General features: G+C 50.6%; 19 protein-coding genes and 1 riboswitch. Of the genes, 16 read left to right on the forward strand and 3 right to left on the reverse strand.

Features of this window, described 5'->3' with window-relative positions; genetic code table 11:
- Positions 1–10: 10 nt before the first annotated feature.
- Both ACXAFR_RS22875 and ACXAFR_RS22880 read right to left on the reverse strand, forming a co-directional pair.
- Complete coding sequence (locus ACXAFR_RS22875) at positions 11–604, reverse strand: glutathione S-transferase family protein (protein WP_475181396.1); 594 nt, start codon at positions 602–604, stop codon at positions 11–13.
- Between the two features lie 9 nt (positions 605–613).
- Positions 614–1054, reverse strand: a complete 441-nt coding sequence (locus ACXAFR_RS22880) for a VOC family protein (RefSeq protein ID WP_475181397.1) — start codon at positions 1052–1054, stop codon at positions 614–616.
- A gap of 115 nt (positions 1055–1169) precedes the next feature.
- Here ACXAFR_RS22880 and ACXAFR_RS22885 point away from each other — a divergent pair, with 115 nt between their 5' ends.
- The 14 genes from ACXAFR_RS22885 (at position 1170) to ACXAFR_RS22950 (ending at position 12854) form a co-directional block, all read left to right on the forward strand.
- A complete protein-coding gene (locus ACXAFR_RS22885; RefSeq protein WP_475181399.1) occupies positions 1170–2072 on the forward strand; it encodes a LysR family transcriptional regulator in 903 nt (300 codons plus the stop codon).
- Complete coding sequence (locus tag ACXAFR_RS22890) at positions 2069–2668, forward strand: glutathione S-transferase N-terminal domain-containing protein (RefSeq protein WP_475181401.1); 600 nt, start codon at positions 2069–2071, stop codon at positions 2666–2668. The genes ACXAFR_RS22885 and ACXAFR_RS22890 overlap by 4 nt, the downstream gene beginning before the upstream one ends.
- A 112-nt stretch (positions 2669–2780) precedes the next feature.
- The gene (locus tag ACXAFR_RS22895) at positions 2781–3335 is read left to right on the forward strand and encodes a TetR/AcrR family transcriptional regulator (RefSeq protein WP_475181402.1); all 555 of its coding nucleotides are present in this window, start codon (positions 2781–2783) and stop codon (positions 3333–3335) included.
- A gap of 118 nt (positions 3336–3453) precedes the next feature.
- A complete protein-coding gene (locus ACXAFR_RS22900) occupies positions 3454–3900 on the forward strand; it encodes a cupin domain-containing protein (RefSeq protein WP_475181405.1) in 447 nt (148 codons plus the stop codon).
- Between the two features lie 202 nt (positions 3901–4102).
- Entirely contained in the window at positions 4103–4537 is a 435-nt protein-coding gene (locus ACXAFR_RS22905) for a GNAT family N-acetyltransferase (protein ID WP_475181408.1), read from the forward strand.
- 222 nt (positions 4538–4759) lie between these two features.
- A complete protein-coding gene (locus ACXAFR_RS22910; RefSeq protein ID WP_475181409.1) occupies positions 4760–5455 on the forward strand; it encodes a hypothetical protein in 696 nt (231 codons plus the stop codon).
- 44 nt (positions 5456–5499) lie between these two features.
- Positions 5500–5970, forward strand: a complete 471-nt coding sequence (locus ACXAFR_RS22915; RefSeq protein WP_475181412.1) for a GNAT family N-acetyltransferase — start codon at positions 5500–5502, stop codon at positions 5968–5970.
- A 26-nt stretch (positions 5971–5996) separates the two neighbouring features.
- Positions 5997–6299: a GNAT family N-acetyltransferase gene (locus tag ACXAFR_RS22920; RefSeq protein WP_475181414.1), complete on the forward strand. Its 303-nt coding sequence runs from the start codon at positions 5997–5999 to the stop codon at positions 6297–6299.
- A gap of 14 nt (positions 6300–6313) precedes the next feature.
- Positions 6314–6487: a hypothetical protein gene (locus ACXAFR_RS22925; RefSeq protein WP_475181473.1), complete on the forward strand. Its 174-nt coding sequence runs from the start codon at positions 6314–6316 to the stop codon at positions 6485–6487.
- A 217-nt stretch (positions 6488–6704) separates the two neighbouring features.
- Positions 6705–6936: riboswitch (cobalamin riboswitch) on the forward strand.
- 179 nt (positions 6937–7115) lie between these two features.
- The gene (locus ACXAFR_RS22930) at positions 7116–9323 is read left to right on the forward strand and encodes a TonB-dependent receptor (RefSeq protein WP_475181416.1); all 2208 of its coding nucleotides are present in this window, start codon (positions 7116–7118) and stop codon (positions 9321–9323) included.
- Positions 9324–9325: 2 nt separating this feature from the next.
- Entirely contained in the window at positions 9326–10882 is a 1557-nt protein-coding gene (locus tag ACXAFR_RS22935; RefSeq protein WP_475181418.1) for a PepSY domain-containing protein, read from the forward strand.
- 545 nt (positions 10883–11427) lie between these two features.
- Positions 11428–11862 (forward strand): GNAT family N-acetyltransferase, encoded by a 435-nt coding sequence (locus ACXAFR_RS22940; protein WP_475181420.1) that lies wholly within the window; start codon positions 11428–11430, stop codon positions 11860–11862.
- A 50-nt stretch (positions 11863–11912) separates the two neighbouring features.
- Positions 11913–12266, forward strand: coding sequence for a hypothetical protein (locus tag ACXAFR_RS22945; RefSeq protein ID WP_475181424.1), 354 nt, complete (start codon positions 11913–11915; stop codon positions 12264–12266).
- A 69-nt stretch (positions 12267–12335) separates the two neighbouring features.
- Positions 12336–12854 carry a GNAT family N-acetyltransferase gene (locus ACXAFR_RS22950; protein ID WP_475181426.1) on the forward strand — a complete coding sequence of 173 codons (519 nt, stop codon included), beginning with the start codon at positions 12336–12338 and terminating at the stop codon, positions 12852–12854.
- A 22-nt stretch (positions 12855–12876) separates the two neighbouring features.
- Here the strand turns inward: ACXAFR_RS22950 and ACXAFR_RS22955 are convergent, their stop codons facing one another.
- Positions 12877–13917, reverse strand: a complete 1041-nt coding sequence (locus ACXAFR_RS22955) for a LacI family DNA-binding transcriptional regulator (RefSeq protein WP_475181429.1) — start codon at positions 13915–13917, stop codon at positions 12877–12879.
- Between the two features lie 151 nt (positions 13918–14068).
- On the opposite strand from ACXAFR_RS22955, the gene ptsP reads away from it, so the two are divergent.
- A complete protein-coding gene (ptsP, locus tag ACXAFR_RS22960; RefSeq protein ID WP_475181430.1) occupies positions 14069–16588 on the forward strand; it encodes a phosphoenolpyruvate--protein phosphotransferase in 2520 nt (839 codons plus the stop codon).
- The gene (pfkB, locus tag ACXAFR_RS22965) at positions 16585–17532 is read left to right on the forward strand and encodes a 1-phosphofructokinase (protein ID WP_475181432.1); all 948 of its coding nucleotides are present in this window, start codon (positions 16585–16587) and stop codon (positions 17530–17532) included. The genes ptsP and pfkB overlap by 4 nt, the downstream gene beginning before the upstream one ends.
- The last annotated feature ends 11 nt before the right edge of the window (positions 17533–17543 follow it).

Consider the following 17543-nt stretch of genomic DNA (forward strand, 5'->3'; position numbering starts at 1 on the left):
AGACTGCCGTTTATACGCCGGGCATAGGGATAAAGCTGGGTAGCGCCTTGACTCTTTCTGCCCAGGCGTTGACCGACGGGTAATCTCCGAGAGTAATCCCACCTTCCCAGGCAACGGCCAGATAGGGAAATACTGCGCATTCGGCAATGGTCGGTCTGCCCAACGCCAGCCAGTCCTGCTGGCTCAAGTGTTGATTGAGCAGTGTTAAGATTCGATCACTGATGGCCAGTGCTCGGCTTTTGTCCAACGGGTAATTAAATTTATCCACCAGACGAGCGGCGTTGGGGCCGTGTTGGATCTCATTTGCGGCAGTGGCCAGCCACTGGGTGACCTCAGCTTGTTGAGCTGCGCCGTCCGGCCACCATTGATGGCCACCGTAGGCTCGCGCCAGATACACCAGTATGGCTTGGGCATCGCGCAGCACAACCTCGTCATCGACAAGTACCGGCAGTTCTCCCCAGGGATTTAAATCAATAACCGGTGACTTTTTGTGGTCGCCGGCAACAAAGTCAACCGCGATCAATTCGAGTTCAATGCCCGCGAGAGCAGCGAAGAGTCGTACTTTGTAGCAGTTGCCAGAGACGTCCAGATCATAGAGTTGCATGTGATGTCCTCACGCGTTGTTATTGGTGGTTTGAGTGGGCAAAAGTTGATTAAATTCGAGCACATTCCCGTCCGGATCCCGGATAAATAAGGCAATGCGACGGGGGCCAATGGGATGAATTCCCTCAGTAATCGGAATGTTTTCTTGGTTTAGCCAGGTCTCCAAAGCGTAGATATCCTCTACGATAAATGCAGGGTGTGTCATGCCTGGCAGTTTGATGGCATCGTCTAATAATGGATTGTTGGGGTGGCGCGCGGCATTGTAAATTAGGTTGATTCTCACGCCGCTCGAAGCAACCATTTCATTGGCTTCGAAAGCGGCAAAGACCATGGTCTCCTTAAAGCCCAAGCGTTGGTAAAACGCCGTCGAGCGGTTGCGATCGCTAACGCGTATACCCACATGATCATACGCCAAAATTGGTTGTGTAAGTGGCGGTTGTGCGGTCGTCATGGCGAGGTTTCCTGTCGCTGAATAGGAGCTTCACTAGCCTAGTCGTTGATTGGGCGGGGAAAAACCGGCGTTGGTGGAAATCACTTTTGCAAAACGTGTAAAAATCGGGCGTTCTATGGATAAGCTGAAAAACATGTCGATCTTTCTGGCTATCGTCGATCAGGGCAGTCTTTCCGGCGCGGCTGAGACTCTACAGTGCTCTGTGGCGACAATCACACGGTCACTTGCAGAGTTGGAAGACTATTTGGGCGTCCGCTTGTTGCAGCGGTCAACGCGGCGACTCGGACTCACCGAAGAGGGGCGCGAGTATCAGCAGCATTGCCGCCATATTCTGGCGGAGATCCAAGCGGTGGAATCTCAGCTCGACAATCGTAAAGTGATTCCAACCGGAAAGCTTAGAGTGACGGCACCGGTCATGTTTGGTCGTATGCACTTGGGACCGCTGTTGTATCGCTGGTTGGCCGATAACGAGCAGGTGAGTGCCGAGTTGCTGTTGTTGGATCGCCCGGTAGACCTGTTGGATGAAGGCATAGATCTGGCGCTGCGTATCAGTAATCTTGACGACTCTTCCATGGTGGCATTGCCCATTGGTCAGGTGACGAAGATCTGTTGCGCGAGTCCCTTGTTGATCGAGCGTTTAGGGGAGCCCGAGCAACCCGGTGAACTCGCGCAGTGGCCGACGATTGCCTTTGCGCCGGATGGTCATGTTTGGCGGTTTGCGAAGGGGGCTCGCGAGCAAAAAGTAAAAACATCTCCGGTACTTACATGCAACCAGATTGATCCAATGTTAGATGCAGCGCGATGCGGACTTGGTGTTGTCAGTGTGCTGTCATACCAGGCGGCGCCTCTACTCGAGTCTGGAGAATTGATTGAGGTTCTGGCAGATTACGTTACGGGCAGTACCCAGGTACAATTTGTGATTCCCAGCGGCCGATTGTTGTCACTTCGGGTGCGAGGGTTTATGGATTGGGCATTGCCGCTGTTACGCGGCACGTTAGAAAGGAAGACCGTTAAGTGAAACTGATCGTTGGAACCGACTCGACCTGGTCGTTGAGAGCTCTCATTGCCGCGCGCTTAGCGAATCTGGGCATACACGTTGAGGTGATTGACCTGCGTAAACCCGACTATAAAAGTCGCATTCAGTCCAGTTCGCCCGCGGGGTTGGTGCCAATATTAATGGACGGTGAGCTGGTTATTCATGACTCACTGTCGATTGTTGAATATCTGAACGAGCGCTCGGCTGGCCGGCTTTACCCTGCAGAGTCTGGTGCGCGGGCGCTCGCGAGAAGCCTATGTGCGGAGCTGCACAGTGGCTTTTTCCATTTGCGCGAACAGTGTCCATTTACCCTCGATCAAATAGAGGGCTCGCCGGCAATGAATGACGCCTTAGGTCGTGACATTGAGCGGGTTAATTGTATTTTTCGCCAAGCGACAGGGCCGTTTATGTTTGGTGATGCGGGAGCGGTTGATGGCTTCTACGCAGTTCTGGCGCAACGACTCAAAACCTACAATGTTGTCCTCTCGTCTGAGGCCGAGCGCTATCAGAAGACGCTTTTGACCTGGCCATTGCTGCAAGAGGCTTTAAACGAAGCCTGGTTATGGCGAGAGATCTGATAGAAGCGGCGAGCCGTCGATAGACGTTCGCTCAAAAGCGTTCCTTAAGAAAGTCCCCCGTAATCTTGTATTGAGGGTTGCAGTCTACCTACTGGTAGGTTAGCATTTGCCCATGAGTATGAAAGAGAAAATTTTAAGCGTCGCCCAGCGACTGATTCAACAGCGTGGTGTCAATGGCTTCAGCTATGCCGATATTGCCAAAGAGCTGGGGATTGCGAAGGCGAGCTTGCACCATCATTTCGCCACTAAGGCTGAATTGGTGGATCGCCTGTTGACGATTTACACAGAATCCTTGCAAGGATATCTGGTGTCGATCTCCGTCGATAAGGCTGAGCCTTATGAGCGAATCAAGGCTTACACACAGCTCTATCGGTCTTCTCTAGACAGTGATCGCGCTTGTGTGGGGGGCATGCTGTCTGCTGAGGCCATGACGCTGCAGGCGTCTATCCACCCGCGGCTGCAGTCCTTTTTTGATCTGCAGAAAAATTGGATCGTCGAACAGTTGGAGGCGGGTAGTAAAGATTTTCAGATTCGTCAGTCTGCTGGAGATTTTGCCAGTATGATGATCGCTGCGCTGCAGGGGGCGCTTATCGTCTCTCGCTCAGCAAAAGATCACAGGTTTTTTGAGCAAACAGAGCACGGGCTGTTAGCCAGCTTGCGCCCGTAACGAACAGAGTCCTGCTTCCCCAGGACTGTGGTGCCCAGCATCAATCGCTGGGCATTTTTTTGCAACTGCAACCTACCTACTAGTAGGTAATATCGTGATTATCCAAAGGAGAATACACATGGAACAACTTTTGAGTCGTAAAGGTAAGCATTTTGCCCAAATGGATACGGGTTCGACCGCCCATTGGCCAGATTACACTGTCTCTCTGCCAGGGCTGGATATACCCGGTAAGCTGTTCGTTAAAGACACGCTCGGATTGACGGGGTGCGAAGTGTCGATCAACGTCATGCCGCCTGGCGGCGAACTTCCGTTTAATCACACGCATCAGCAGAATGAAGAGGTGTACATTTTTATTAAAGGCCAGGGCCAACTTTTGATCGACAATGAGGTCGTTGATGTGAAAGAGGGCAGTATTGTCCGTATCGCCCCAGAGGCTGAGCGTACCTGGCGCAATCCGTCTGATCAGCCGTTGGAGTACATTATCATCCAAGTGAAAGCCAATTCGCTGAAGCAATACAGTCTGACCGATGGTGTGGTTTCGGAGGCACCTCCGGCTTGGGTTTAATCCACGCCGTGACTCGAGGATCGCCTTTTTGATCGAACGGATCTTTGACAAAATAGGAAATGACCGGAACGCGCCTCCGGTCATTTATGACAAACATATTTTGTTTATAGGAATTCGGGTGAAGTTAGATCAGCGGTTGGTTGATACGGCCATTCAGCCCTATTATTGGCGAAACCCGCTGTCTCGCCGAGGATGACAGGCTGTGATTCGAGAGATACCGTTAGAGGATGTTTTTTCGGCCATTAAAGAAATCCCCGAGTTCGACCAAACCCTAACGCTGGCAGATCTGCAAATTCGCTGTGGTGAAGGCCGTTTAGCTCTGGGGTTTTATATCGAAGAAAAACTGTGTGGGTTTAAGTTGGGTTACCCAGTTAGCAAAACGGTGTTTTACAGTTGGCTAGGTGGTGTTAAACCGGATTATCGTGGGCAGGGGGTTGCCCAGCAACTGTTGCAGGCGCAAGAAGGCAGGGTTACCCAGCAAGGCTATAAGTATCTCGATGTAAAATCGATGAACCGCTTTCCGAAGATGTTGCGTCTGCTGATTGGCGCGGGTTACGCCATTGTCGATATTGAGAATCCGAATAAGACGGTGAATTCTGACACACTGAAAATCTGTTTTCGGAAAACGCTTATGTAAAGGGGCTTTGCCCGCATGGGGTAAAAGAGTCCTTTGAAATTGGAACTCGTGTACAATATTGAGGTAGCAGACTTTGTGCCTTGGCCGTGTCGGCGCTTTTCATTTTTTTGAACATTCATGATGAATGTCTAATGTTTACAACAGTTGTAGAAAAAGCCTGTCGTTAGGGAAAACGCTGCATAGCAGGTTTATGCATCACTACGACAAATAGGGATATTTCAGATGAGATACATATTGCTCCTTGGGTTTGTACTGGTTAGTGCTTGCTCATCCACACCGAAACCTTCCGCTCAACCTCTAGTCTCGATCACCAACCCCCAGCAGTTGGATGAATTTTTAACGTCATATCACGATCACCCCAGACCGGATCTGGTCGATGATGCGATGGCTTATATCGATTCCTCTGGGCTAGCCGCTGAAAAAAGTAAAAAATTTCCACTCTTGATGGCTTTCAGCTGCCTGTTTGTCAGTGCCGATGCTGAAAGAAAAACCGCTTGGAAAACATCGATAGCGGATTTTAAAAAACCTGCTAGAAAAGTTTTTTCTTTGGCGATGATCAAAACACCTGAAACCTTGATCAAGCAGGTCCCGCTTTCTCCCGCCGCGAATGACATGAATTGGGCGGCGTATTTTATTACCGGTAACACCGAGTATATCGATCATATTGTCGACACCCTGCAATACTATGATGAGCGTGAAGACATGCAATTGTATCTGACCTCGGCCTCGGCAAAGTGGTCTCTTGCGTCGAACAGTCGACAGCACTCAGACGTTCAGCAGCATTTAACGCGCGTTCAAGAGCAGGTTTCCGGCGATGTTTCCGAACAGATAGATGATCTTCTTGAGAAAAATCCAGAAGCTATCAGCAAGACCATTGAGTTGACCTTGAAAGAACAGCATGACGCAGGTGTTTGGTAGGCGGTCGATTTTTAAGACTGGATTGTTATGGGGGAGGGTAGGAATTGGATCTTCTTAGAGGCGATTTACACAACGATGCTGTGATCGCTCTGTTGCAGGAGCATCTGGATTCGCTTGCATCAACCGCTCCACCAGAGAGTCGCCATGCACTTAATTTGGATGAGCTGCGAGCACCTGAAATCAGCTTTTGGTGTCTGTGGGATGAGGATCGTCTCGCGGGGTTTGGGGCGCTTAAATGCCTTGATAAAACCAGCGGCGAGATCAAATCCATGCGCACAGCGTCTGATTATTTACGTAGGGGCGTAGCGTCTACAATACTTCAGCATCTTATTGCTCAAGCTAAAACTCTTGGACTTAGTCGTTTGTTTCTGGAAACCGGTTCTATGGCATTCTTTGAGCCGGCTCGAGCCTTTTATGCCGAACATCATTTTCGTGGCTGTCCCCCTTTCGGTGATTATGTGTTGGATCCAAACAGTGTTTTTATGTGTCTGGAAATCAGCAATGATGATCGCTAGATGTTGTTTTTCAGATCGACTCGTACATGATCACCCTTCGGGATTATAAACCGTCCGATGCGGCTGCTTTACAGCAGCTGTTTTACGATACGGTACATCACATAAATTGCCGTGATTACACGCCAGCTCAAGTTGCCGCATGGGCGTTGGGTTCTATAGATTCTGATATCTGGCAGCAACGAATGGATGTCTTGAGGCCATTCGTTGCAGTGCAAGATGATCGTCTTGTGGGCTATGCGGATTTACAAGACGACGGCCTAATCGATCATTTCTTTTGCCATCATCTCGTTCAAGGTCTAGGCGTTGGTCAGGCGTTGGTCAGGCGTTGATGAATCATATTGTTATGCACGCCAAATCTCGATCGATATACCGTTTAATATCCTATGTAAGTGTGACCGCAAAGCCTTTTTTTGAGAGGTCTGGTTTTCATTTGGTCGCAGAAAATGCAGTGGCAATCTGTGGAGTCAATCTCACGAATTTTTTGATGGAAAGGATTGAGTTGGATGTTGCTGATTGACTTTCGCGTGGCACCAGGATTGAACTTATCAATCTAATAGTATCGTGCTTAGCAAACGTCATTTGCCACCTTCAAACATTGGTCTTCATCGTCAATAAGATAATCGCCATGTCTTGCGATTAAATTTCCCATTTGGCAGTTCGTTCATTATTGCGCGACGATATGTCGCAGTAGCTTGCTCCGAGAAGCTTTGACAGTGATCTGTGCTAATGCTACCGTCATCATCCTGATGATAGGCTCTCAACACTCCGTGAGTTTGAGATTAATAGGGAAGTTGGTGCATCTTTTCTGAGTCTGAGCTAATCCCAACACTGCCCCCGCAACGGTAAATGATCGGGCTATTTTTAATAGCCTTACGCAACTCTAATAGGCCACTGTACTCAGGTATGGGAAGGCAGATTTGCGTCAGTATCATGAGTCCGGAGACCTGCCTTTCGTTGATAACTCGCACTACGGGAGGTGGCTGCGTGGGATTCGTTTCTGTACTCGTTCTGTTGTGCAACAAGAACGTCGCGGTTTCCTTCTGTCTGCTCTCCTTGAGAACGATTAGGTTCTCAACTACCTCAATGGATTACCTTCTGGCGATAGCTTGTCGTCTTTAAGGAAGTGGATAAAAAAGGGAGCGCACTTGAAACATTCTTTTCTGACTACTCTTACCGTTTGTCTTTCAGGGCAATTAACGTTCGCGACTGCGGATGATTTAGCTGAAGCCAATGATTCGAAAATAACAGAGCATGTCTTGGTGACAGGATCTAAGCAGACGGGACAGCTTCTTCTCGATGATTCGGCGAAGACTGGCTCGCTACTAGACCTATCATTGCGTGACCTCCCTGCCAGTGTCTCTGTCCTTGATCAAGACATGATTCAACAGTTAGGTGCTCGTACCGCATTAGAGGCTGTTGAGTCGGCTGTTGGGATGACAGGTGGAACGGGTGTTGGCTCCATCCCGGCTTATTCGACCCGAGGCTTTAGTAGTAATGATATTACGATTATGCGCGACGGGGTGCGGCAGAACACAAATTCTCAATCAGCCCGCCCGTTAGACAGTTTTATGTTTGAACGGGTTGAGGTTTTAAAAGGCCCAGCGTCTCTGCTGCATGGTGAAGGTGCTGTGGGAGGTGCGGTCAATTACGTAACAAAAATGCCTAGCGATACGTTCAAAGGTGAGACGTTACTGACGGCAGGTTCTTGGGATAGTTACAGGGCTGCCGTTGGTGTGGGTGGCCCTACTGGCATAGAAAGTCTGTCTTATCGTTTGGACATCTCTCATTATGACACGGGGGGCTATGTTGAAGGCAGTGAGGAAACATACGACGCATACGGTGGCAGTATACGTTGGGAGCCGAATGAGAATGTCAGATTTTTGGTAAGCGGCAGTTTTTATGAAGACGATGTTAAAAGTTACTATGGTACACCGGTTGTTTATGACGCGGTCTCTGGGATAGGTGGGCAGGTGGAAGTCAGGCCTGCTGACACCAGTACCGATAAGCTTATTGGCGCTCGAATTGCGTCTGGTACTCGGCGCAACAATTATAATGTTCTCGATAATTATGCCAGGGCAGAAAACGGCTTTGGCAGATGGGTCAGTGACATTCGCTTGAGCGACAATTGGGAGCTTCGCAATGAACTTTATGTTGCCACGCAAAAACTGGATTGGCGAAATACGGAGAGAAATGTTTGGAATCCGGTTACAGAACAAGTTGACCGTGGTAGTTTCTATCTTATCTATCGGGATGACACTCAGGTCGGTAACCGTCTTGATTTGAACTGGCAGGGTGAGTTATTGGGGCGTCCTAATCAGCTTGTTGTTGGTACTTTATTTGATCGCAATAACCAGAATCGCAATAGTGGCCAGGACTATTCAAATACCCCGATTCCTGAGAGTGTCTCACTACAAGACCCAGAGAGAGGTTACGGCCCGGATGAGCACGCTCAGAGAACGGCGAAAATCATTACGCAAACGACAGCATTTTATTTCGAAAACAATTTAACGGTTACGGACGAATTAAGCGTTATTTTAGGGCTTCGCTATGACGCGATAGACGTTGAGCGCAAGTCTTATGTTGGCATCGAGAAGTATACTAAAACCTATTATCCGCTTACTGGTCGATTTGGTGCTGTATATCGCGTTTCACCAAGTTGGAATGTATACGGAAGTTACAGTAAGGCTGCGCAGCCAGTATCTCAACTTGTCAGCCTTAATGCGAGTCGCGATGAATTCAGCCTACAAAAAGGGGAGCAGGTTGAGGTCGGAGCCAAAGCCAGTTTATTTGATGAGGTTTTAGGCGTTACTTTCGCTCTCTATGATATTGAGAAAAATGATATTTTGACGTTCGATATTATTGATGGCGAGAGGGTGAGTTCTCAAATTGGTTCACAAGTTTCCCAAGGGGCTGAATTGGCCACTACGCTGCAGTTGCCGGATTACTGGAGTCTGGCTGTCAATTTTGCCTGGAACTGGAAAGCAGAATATGAAGATTTTAATGAAAATCTTGGCGACGGCACCATTTCCAGATCAGGAAATACACCAGCTAATGTTCCAGAAATCGTTTCGTCGATAAATATCAACAAGCTGTTTGGTAATTGGCAAATCGGCGCGGGTGTTAGGTATGTTGATGAGCGAGAAGCGAACACTAACAATGGAATTCAACTGGATGCTTATACGACGTTAGACGCCAGTATAAAATACCAATGGCAGAACTACACATTTACGCTTAGAGGTCGTAACCTCACCGATGAGACCTATTCCAGTTGGGCGTCAATGGGAGGGCTTGCTTTACGCCTCGACGATCCTCGTAGTGTAGAATTCGGTGCCCATTACGCCTTCGGGGAATAATTATGGCGTTCAAGATTATTTCTTGGAAATGGTGGAAGCGCCAGCTCTTTTTATGGCATCGATGGATGGGCATTATTCTATCTTTGTTTTTCGCCGCGTGGTTTATCAGTGGCGTCTTCATGATGTATGTAGAATATCCTCAGCTTACACAGTCCGAACGCTTGATCGGCAAGCCAAAACTTGATTTCAGCGCTGCTAACTTAAGTCCATCAGCTGCGATTGCTAGGCTGTCTCCCGATGATTTTATGTGTGTTGGAGCTCCCTCGGAAAATCGATGCGCAAGCGAAGTTGTCCCAGGTTCCACCGTTGCGGCAGCATCAGTAACGTTGGGTATGATTCTGGGGCGGCCCGTCTATTTCATAACCTCTGAAAAATCGGTCCAACCTAAAGCTGTGTTTGCCGACAGTGGGGAAATATTAAAGATAGAAAGTAATGCTGCAAGAGAAATTGCTGAAGATTTTTATAATCGGTTCTCTGGGGGAGGGCGTCGATTTGAAGCTCGTTATCTAGAGACAATTCAAACCGATCAATGGACTCTATCATCCTCATTAAATGATCATCGGCCGTTATTCCATTTTTCCATAAACGATAGTTTGGGTACGGAGCTTTATGTCTCTTCTACTACCGGTGAGGTGGTGCGCGATACTAACAGAAAAGAACGGTTTTTGAATTACTTTTCAGCGGTCACCCATTGGCTTTACCCAACGATACTACGAAAGTTTCCAGACTTGTGGGCTTGGGTTGTTGATATTCTTTCGGGTATTGGTGTTGTTCTAACGATTACTGGCTTGTGGATCGGTTGGCTACGTTGGAAGAAAAACCCAAAGCCGGGTAAATCGGCAGTTCCTTACAGGGGGCTGATACGCTGGCATTATTTTCTCGGCGTCGCCTTTGGCGTTATGACATGTCTGTGGATCTTCAGCGGCTTGCTCTCTATGAATCCTGGGAAGTTAAATCCGTCGCGAGCGCCATCCGACATTCAGAAACGGTTGTTCTCGGGTGTTAATGAATCCGTTTTGGTCGATGCATTTCCTATGACGTCGATTGCATTTGGGAATAATGTTGTCGAAGCTGAACTCGCTCATTTCGATGGTGAGTCATTTTATCGGTTGCTTGATCGAGAAGGTAAGCTTCACTTGCTTAGTGTAGACGGAGCGCATCGTGAAGGGCCCTCTGACGAACGTATTGAAGCCTTGGCTAGCCGTTTGCTCCCTGGGTCTCGTACTGAGAAATTCACCATTCTTAAAGAGTACGACGATTACTATTACAGCCGTCATCCAGAGCGGGGAGGGAAACCGCTTCCTGTTGCGAGAGTTCAATTTAACGATGACGACAAGACTTGGTTTCATATTGACATGCGCACCGGTGAGCTTCTTGAAAAAAATACAAGAGTTAATCGCCTGTATCGCTGGCTTTACAATGGGCTACATTCCTGGGACATATTATGGCTGTGGGAGCGGCGCCCACTGTGGGATATATTGGTTATTGGTTTTTCTTTTGGAGGGTTGTTCTTATCTTTTACGGGTATCGTCGCAGGGTATCGAAGGCTCCGCTTTTAATGAATTAAATATTAAGTGCACGGTTTGCGAAATTTATGTTGGTTAGGGTGACAGTATAGATGAAATTGATGCCCTATAAGGCGCTCGACGAATATTTACAATATTCTTGAATATTATCAGTCTCATGACGTGATAGGCTCTTGAACCATTCTCCAAAAAAATCGCGAAGGCAGAACTAAAACATTGATGTTGGGGATCTGAAGATGAAGAGCTGGACGAGTAAAAGTCTGGCTCGGCCAGAATTCAAAAGGTGCGTTTTTGGAGTTGGATATAAGGTTATCGAAGTGTACTTGTAGTCTGACGCGCGAAATATATTCAATAACGATTGAAGCGGAGTCTCAATGTTAAATCGTTTTTTAAGAGTGTTGTTAGCCTTCGTATGTTTTTTTTCCGCGATTGGCTGTTTCGTTTTTGGCCCACCGATAGGTGGCGTGATTTTTATCCTGGCTGGTTTTCTGTTTGAAGCGTTTTTTTGGCAGAACCTGTTTCGCAGTGTTCGCTCCAGCAGAAAGCGGTCGGAAAGCACCGCAGGATAATGACGTCCTATGATTGAAATTCGACGCATGGCCATCGAAGACTATGATCTGCTGTACGCACTCTTTCAGGATACCCCGGGTATTTGCCTGCGGGCCGCGGACTCCAGAGAGGCGACAGCCCGTTATCTGGCGCGTAATCCTGGGTTGAGCTTTGTCGCGTTTATCAATGACGAACTGGCTGGTTGCATTATTTGTGGGCATGACGGTCGTCGTGGTTATCTGCAGCATTTGCTGGTGCGCGAGAGTTGTCGTCGGCAGGGCGTGGCACGGGAGTTGGTCGGTTGCTGTGTCAACAAGCTGGCGTCGCTCGGTATTTTAAAGTCACACATTGAGGTGTTGTCCGATAATCAAAACGCCCAATTATTCTGGGAGTCATTAGGCTGGCAGAAAAGGCAGGATATCTATCGATATTCGTTTATCGTCGGTGATGATTTGAATGTCTAGGCCTGCGGCATCCACCAGTCTGGTGTAGGAATAATGCCTTCGGAGGCGTTATGAAACAGCAGGTTGATAAAAGCCCTAAGGCTTCCTCTCTCACCGCTTGCATAACGACAATGCTGCTCTGTTTGGTCGCCACGATCGCACACCTGATGTCGTATCGAACGGTGGCAAGCTTTGCAGAGGTCTACTCAGTCTATGGCGATCGCTTGCCATGGTTGACGCGGTCAGTGATTGCGTTCGCCGATAGTTATTTGGTTTTAGCGCTTATCAGTATTGGCATTGTGTTTCTGTGGTTGTCGCTCTCTGCGAGAGCTGCTTTAACCACCGTGGCGGGCATTAATTTTTGGTTGTCTGGGGTGGGGGTTATTCTAACGTTGGTTGCTGTCTATCTCCCGGTTTTTTTCTAGTTCATAAGGCTTCTGCAGCGCCAGGCTGCGTGGTCTTTATTGTTAGCGTTGTTGTCGGAAGTTGTTTGTATGAATGTTGCGATTAGGCCCTACTGTCCTGAGGACGTGGATCCGCTTTACGAGGCAATCTCGGAATCAATTGAACATGTTTCTCCCTGGTTACCCTGGTGTACTGAGGCGTACACAAAAACAGATACTCAAGCGTGGATTTCGGAATCCATTCGATTGTGGGAGGCTGGCGGTGAGTATCGGTTTTTAATCATCAAGCCGCAAACGAATCGTATTCTGGGCGCGGTGGGAATCAATCAAATTTGCTGGCCGCACAGGGGTGGCAACCTGGGGTATTGGGTTAGAAAGTCTGCCCTTGGTCAGGGCGTTTGCACGCGTGGCGCGCTACTCGCTGCAAATTTCGGATTTAAAGAATTGGCGCTACAGCGTCTGGAAATTCATGTCTTACCCGACAACAAAGCCAGCAATGCGGTGGCGTTGAAAGTCGCGACCTTCGAAGGCTCTTTTCGCAATAAGCTGTACCACAAAGGCGAGCCCAGGTTCGGTAATTGCTACTCCATTATTCCGTCGGATTTGTGAGCTTCATGGATTGCCTTGAGTGCTAGCGCGGTTTTTCTGTAGAGCCTCTGGCGATAAGTTCACCGCTCAGCACCACTTTGCGAACGGCTTGTTGTGGGCTTTCCATACGGCTATTGAGGAGCGCCATAGCATTGCGGCCAATTTCGTCAGTGGGTTGTGCAATGACGGTGATGCCGGGTTCGACGAGGTCGGTCCAGGCTTCATTATCAAAGCCAGCGACGGCCAGGTCTTCAGGAATGGCTTTGCCTAATTGACGGGCTGCTTTCACAATACCCATCAGCAGTAAGCTGTTGGAGGCAATCAGCGCTTGGGGGTGCTGCTCTTGTGCCAGCCATTCATGAGCTGCGGCTTCTCCGGCGGCGGCGGAAGGGCTCAGTTCTCTGATCTCGGCGGTCAGCCCATGTCTTGCCATGGCGTCTATAAACCCATCGCGTCTGGCAATACCGGTACTGCTGGTGTTACCGAAGAGGCCGCCGATACGGCGAAAGCCTCTGCTGACCAAATGGTCAACCAGTTGATGAGTCGCGGCTTGATTATCCAGGGCTACTGAGTCGAAGGTCGCTGCTCGACCAACGCGATCGATCAGTGTTACGGGGCAGTCCAGATTGGCGGCACTAGCGCCTGGATTGGTACTGCGGGTGGGCGCGAGGATCAGACCGGAAATTCGCTCCTCTACCATAAACTTTAGGTACATGGCTTCTCGCTCCGGATCTTCGTCGGAGTTGCAGAAAATGACCCTCAGGCCAGAGCGATAAGCGGTCTCTTCAACGGCGCGGCTGACGGCGGTGAAAAAAGGATTGCAGATATCCGCGACAATCAGACCAATGGTGCCGCTGTGTTGGGAGCGCAGGCGGCGTGCGGCAAGGTTGGGGCGGTAACCGCTGGCGCGAACGGCATCTTCGACCTTTTGTTTCAGGGCTTCGCTCACCGGGCCGCCGCCCAGTGCCCGAGAGACGGTGGCGGGTGAAACCCCGGCAAGACGGGCAACGTCTTTTATGCCGATGGCCTTATCTTTGCCGCTGGCTTTTTCGCTTTTCTGGCTGTCAGTTGGAATCGATTTCATAATTTTTGCGATTCTCGTAAATTTTCTCTCGTTATTTTTGCAGTATATTCAAAGAGTTCTGGCCGCTCAATGAAAAATTGTGGGTGTGGCTCTTGACTCTCGACTGAAAACGATTTCAACTATAGCCCTAACTATAAGACTGGAGGTGCTCATGACGGCACAAAGTTCGGGGTTATTGACTTCTGTGGAACTGGTTCGCACCGGTGCCACCGTTACTGACAAAGCCGACGCCATCGCGCAGGCCGCGCAACTTCTCATTGCTGCAGGTTGTATTGATGCCGATTACGAGCAGAGCATGCTCCGTCGTGAAGAAGTTGCCGATACGTTTCTCGGCTATGGCGTCGCCATTCCCCATGGTCTCGTTGAAGACCGGCTGCGAGTAAGGCGCAATGGCATTGCCGTGCTGCAGATTCCCGATGGCCTCTCTTGGAACGACGGCCAGCAGGTCTATCTGGTGGTGGCCATTGCGGCACAATCTGATGCGCACATCGACGTATTACGTCGCCTGACCCGACTGATCCAAAACGACGCCCAAATGTCTGCACTGCGGTCTACGCAAGTGCCTCAAGATATTGTTACGGCTCTGTTGGAAGATGCCCAGGAACCCCTGGCAGAACAACCCGCGACTGACCTGGAAGAGGCGGCGCCCTGGAAAATTACCTATCCTGCAGGTTTACATGCTCGCCCGGCAAAGCGCTGGGTTGAGACGGCGCGATCTCATTCCGGCGCGGTGAGGGTGCGACAGGGAGATCGCAGCGCCGATGCGAAAAATTTAGTGGCTCTGTTGGAGCTGGGGTTAAGTCAGGGCGATGAACTGGTCGTTTCTGCTTCCGGAACCGGAGCCCGCGACGCCTTACAAAAATTGCTGCGAACCATGAATTCCCTGACAGCCGCCGAGCAAGCGGCAGCCAGAAAGCAGGCGCAACCACCGCGCCGCCCGAAAAACTGTTGGCAGTCTGCCGATGCGGAGGCGGCGGTCATTGGTATAGGCGCCAGCCCCGGCCTTGCCATTGGTACTCTTTGGCAGCTTCAGCAGGATGCTGTCGAAATATTTGATGAGCCGATCGAATTGGCCGAAGGGGGCGAACGGTTACACGTCGCGCTGGAGACCACTCGCGCTCAATTGCGCTCATTGACCGATGCCACACGTCGTAAGTTGGGCGCGGACGATGCGGCCATTTTCGAAGCTCAGTCGGAGCTGCTGGGCGACACCGATTTAATTACTCTGGCGTGTCAGCACTTGGTGGCCGGCCATGGCGTGGCATGGTCCTGGCACCAGGCCGTTGAGCACACAGCTGCACGGCTGGAGAAATCCGGTAATCCCGTAATGGCTGGGCGCGCCGCGGATCTGCGAGACGCCGGTCAGCGAGTGCTTGGGAACATCGACCCCGTCTTGCGGCGCGAGGGCTTGAAAGACGTTCCCCAAAACGCCATTGTCCTGGCCCATGATTTGGCACCATCAGATACCGCGAATCTCGATACCGATAAAGTGGCGGGGCTCGCGACCTGCGTTGGTGGGCCAACGTCACATACTGCGATCCTCGCGCGAACACTGGGCCTACCAGCGCTCGTCGCCGGAGGCGACTTGTTGGCAACCTTTGACAATGGCACGCCCGCCATCATCGATGGTTTGTCTGGGGCGCTGTATCTCAATCCCACTCAGGTGGATCTCGATAGCGCCAACCGCTGGATTCTCGCGGAGGAGCAGCGGCGCCAGCAGGAGGCTTCCGAAAGGCAGCAGCCAGCGCGTACCCTCGATGGTGTCGAAATCGACATCGCAGCCAATATCAATCTGCCCGATCAGGTGCCCGGCGCTCTTGATCTGGGTGCTGAAGGTGTGGGCTTGATGCGTACCGAATTTCTGTTCTTGGAGCGCGGTTCGACACCGTCTGAGGACGAGCAATATGAAACCTACACCAACATGGCGAAGGCGCTGGAAGGGCGGGAGCTGATTGTTCGGGCATTGGATATCGGCGGCGACAAACAAGTGGCTCACCTTGAGCTGCCCCACGAGGAAAATCCCTTTTTGGGCGTACGTGGCGCTCGCTTGCTGTTGCGTCGTCCAGATTTGTTAGAGCCTCAATTGCGAGCGCTCTATCGGTCTGCCCGTGATGGCGCCAAGTTGTCCATCATGTTTCCGATGATTACCTCCGTTGCTGAATTGCAAGAACTGCGCAAGATTGCCGAAGGCATTCGCCGTGAACTACAGGCACCGGCGGTGCCTCTCGGGATTATGATCGAAGTGCCAGCGGCAGCCGTGCAGGCGGACTTACTCGCTCTGCACGCAGATTTTTTCAGCATAGGTACCAACGACTTAACCCAATATGTCCTGGCAATGGATCGGCAAAACCCGGATCTCGCGCCCGAGGCCGACAGTCTGCATCCGGCGGTATTACGCATGATCAAGCACACCATTGATGGTGCCCGTAAACACAAGCGTTGGGTTGGGGTGTGTGGTGGTTTGGCGGGGGATCCTTTCGGTGCCAGTCTGCTGGCGGGATTGGGTGTGCAGGAATTATCGATGACACCACGAGATATTCCTGCGGTTAAGGCGCAATTGCGCAAGTCTCAGTTTGCCGATCTGCAAGCGCTGGCAGAAAGAGCGCTCGCCTGTGAGTCCGCTGATGAGGTCAAGGCGTTGGAGCCGGTCGAAAAAGAGGTGGCCGCATGAGTCAGGTACTGGCCGTTACCCTGAATCCGGCGATTGATCAGACCGTTGAATTGACTGCTTTGTCTGCTGGTGCGGTCAACCGGGCTCTGAGTACCGCTTTTAACGCGGGTGGTAAGGGCATCAATGTGGCATCGGTTTTGGCCGATTGGGGAACCTCAGCCTTGGTCACGGGGTTACTGGGGCGGGAAAACGCTTCAGTGTTTGATGCACTGTTTGAACATCCCTTAATCATCGATGAAATGCGCCGGGTTGCGGGTAAAACACGAACGAACATTAAGCTTTTGGCTCGGGACAATTCGACGACGACGGATATCAACCTGCCAGGGTTTTCTGCCGAGCGGCAAGATCTGGATCAGGTTTGCGAAGTACTGACAGCTCACTGTCAGCCTGGCGATTGGGTGGTTCTGGCTGGCAGTTTGCCGCAGGGCATGGCTAATGACAGTTGGTTGGAGCTGTGTGCGCTGGTGCGTCGCCTTGGCGCCAATGCATTGCTGGATACCAGTGGCGTGCCACTTGCTCATGTTCTTAAGTCGGGCGCTGAATCTCAGCCCTATGCGATCAAGCCGAATCGTGAAGAGCTATCAGAATGGGCTGGGCGTGCGCTCACGACTCGTGAAGATGTCTTGCAAGCCGCACGGGGACTTTTGTCGCAAGGTATACAGTTAGTGGTGGTGTCGATGGGAAGTGAAGGCGCCTTGCTGGTTCGCGATGGCGATGCGTTGTTGGCTTTGCCTCCCAAATTTGAAGGCGGTAGCAGTGTTGGCGCCGGCGATGCGATGGTGGCGGGTTTGGTCAGTGGACTTATGGATGATCTGCCGCTTGCGGCGTTAGCGCACAGGGCAACGGGGTTTGCGGTAGCCAAGCTCAACCAGTTGGGGCCTCATTTACCAGAGCGTGCCCACGTTGAGACGCTGATTGCGACCACTCGAATTGAAACATTATAAAAACAAGGAGA

The sequence above is a fragment of the Pseudomaricurvus sp. ABR4_320 genome, assembly GCF_056159445.1.

Bases quoted from the DNA above. Each gene is read 5' to 3' on its own strand.
- ACXAFR_RS22875 (WP_475181396.1), bottom strand. From the start codon at position 604: ATGCAACTCTATGATCTGGACGTCTCTGGCAACTGCTACAAAGTACGA.
- ACXAFR_RS22880 (WP_475181397.1), bottom strand. From the start codon at position 1,054: ATGACGACCGCACAACCGCCACTTACACAACCAATTTTGGCGTATGAT.
- ACXAFR_RS22885 (WP_475181399.1), top strand. From the start codon at position 1,170: ATGGATAAGCTGAAAAACATGTCGATCTTTCTGGCTATCGTCGATCAG.
- ACXAFR_RS22895 (WP_475181402.1), top strand. From the start codon at position 2,781: ATGAGTATGAAAGAGAAAATTTTAAGCGTCGCCCAGCGACTGATTCAA.
- ACXAFR_RS22900 (WP_475181405.1), top strand. From the start codon at position 3,454: ATGGAACAACTTTTGAGTCGTAAAGGTAAGCATTTTGCCCAAATGGAT.
- ACXAFR_RS22910 (WP_475181409.1), top strand. From the start codon at position 4,760: ATGAGATACATATTGCTCCTTGGGTTTGTACTGGTTAGTGCTTGCTCA.
- ACXAFR_RS22920 (WP_475181414.1), top strand. From the start codon at position 5,997: ATGATCACCCTTCGGGATTATAAACCGTCCGATGCGGCTGCTTTACAG.
- ACXAFR_RS22925 (WP_475181473.1), top strand. From the start codon at position 6,314: ATGCACGCCAAATCTCGATCGATATACCGTTTAATATCCTATGTAAGT.
- ACXAFR_RS22935 (WP_475181418.1), top strand. From the start codon at position 9,326: ATGGCGTTCAAGATTATTTCTTGGAAATGGTGGAAGCGCCAGCTCTTT.
- ACXAFR_RS22940 (WP_475181420.1), top strand. From the start codon at position 11,428: ATGATTGAAATTCGACGCATGGCCATCGAAGACTATGATCTGCTGTAC.
- ACXAFR_RS22945 (WP_475181424.1), top strand. From the start codon at position 11,913: ATGAAACAGCAGGTTGATAAAAGCCCTAAGGCTTCCTCTCTCACCGCT.
- ACXAFR_RS22950 (WP_475181426.1), top strand. From the start codon at position 12,336: ATGAATGTTGCGATTAGGCCCTACTGTCCTGAGGACGTGGATCCGCTT.
- ACXAFR_RS22955 (WP_475181429.1), bottom strand. From the start codon at position 13,917: ATGAAATCGATTCCAACTGACAGCCAGAAAAGCGAAAAAGCCAGCGGC.
- ptsP (WP_475181430.1), top strand. From the start codon at position 14,069: ATGACGGCACAAAGTTCGGGGTTATTGACTTCTGTGGAACTGGTTCGC.
- pfkB (WP_475181432.1), top strand. From the start codon at position 16,585: ATGAGTCAGGTACTGGCCGTTACCCTGAATCCGGCGATTGATCAGACC.